Below are 1,371 nucleotides of genomic sequence, written 5' to 3'. Positions count from 1 at the left end.
GGACCGGGCGCCGGGTTTGCGGTGTGCGGGTGGGCGCGCGTTATTCGGAGGCGGTCATCCCGCCACCGAAGGCGCCGCGCGCTTCGCCCGCCTTGCGGCCCTCGGAGGTGATGTCGAACACGCCGCCGATCTCCTCGGCCTTGGGTCCGAAGAAACTGCCGCTGAAGCTGCCGGTGAACTTGCCGTCATTGTCCAGCTCGTATATGGAAGCCGCATTCACGGTTACATCGGTGCCCGAGAAGCTGTTGCCGTCGATACCGCCCTTCAGCGTGGCCAGGCCATCCAGCGTGGTCGTGAGGGTGTTGTCTCCGAAGTTGGTAACCGTTGTCATGGGGCGCTGGCCGTAATCGATCGCACCATTGCCATCTGCGGCTTTAGCGCGGATATTGCCCGTCCAGCCGCCCTCGTAGGTGGCGGTGCCGAAGTTCGGCATGTCGCCGGTCGGGGTCACGGTGCCGTCGGGCAGCTTGCTGACGAAGCCCGTGCCCAGGTCGGCAAGGGTATTGCCATCCTCCTTCAGACCCGCCCAGACACCGTAGTTCAGGTGCTCGAAGGACTTCGTCGCCGGGAACCGGACATTATGCACCGGCGTCTTGATGTAGTGGTACTTGATGCCTGTGTTGCCGGTTGTATGGTCATTACGGTCCGTGGTCACGCCCACCCGCTTCAGCCAGACCCTGCCATCCACGTCGTCATAGTAGTAGATGCCGTTCTCGACACTGGTGTTGTCGGGTTTCGTACGGGCTTTCACGGTGAACTGGTCGAGGTTCGCCGAGCCGCCGCCTGCTACAGTCTTCCCGCGCGGCGTCCCGCCGGGACCGGTCACTTCGTAGTAAACGCCCTCCGCCCGCTTGATCACATAGGTTTTGCCACCTGTCGAAACCGTGCCGTGGGGTGCCTTCTCCGATACGGTAGACAGTCCCACAAATGTTACTGAGGGATCGGAGTCACGACTGTAGACGGAGACCGTCCCGTCTTTCTTCGCCGCCTCCGAGGTCGTGTACTTGTCAACGAGGTAGAGGCGCATGGTGTCATCGGCGGAATCGGTTGTGCTGCCGACTGTCAGGTGCCGCTGGTCCACCGCCGGCTGGGCCATGACCTCCGCATCGTCCCCTTCCGCCGGCTTGTATTCGACCTTCTTACGGGCGCTTCTTATGAACGAATTAATGTCACGGATCTTCCCGGTGATGACCGTCTTGCCGTTCGTTGTCACGGTGCTCTTCTTTGCGCCGGGAACGATCATGACGTCCCCGACCCTGTAGGTCGGCTTGCCGTCATCGTCGTAGCTGACCTTGACCTCCATCCCGGCGGCCTTGACCGCTTCCGCCGCCTTGTCCATGGCGATCTTTTGCTGGGCCTGCGCCGTCTTCA

General features: G+C 62.1%; 1 protein-coding gene. It reads right to left on the bottom strand.

Annotation, left to right across the window (positions count from 1 at the left end; genetic code table 11):
• Nucleotides 1–40: 40 nt before the first annotated feature.
• Nucleotides 41–1,371, bottom strand: a 1,331-nt coding sequence (locus E4M07_RS28960) for a transferrin-binding protein-like solute binding protein (protein WP_136661893.1), incomplete at its 5' end; no start/stop codon positions are given.

This window comes from Nitratireductor sp. XY-223 (genome assembly GCF_004959855.1).
Classification (GTDB): Bacteria; Pseudomonadota; Alphaproteobacteria; order Rhizobiales; family Rhizobiaceae; genus Hoeflea_A.
Note: the sequence above shows the minus strand (reverse complement) of the source record. Positions and strands in the feature narration are given on the sequence as shown.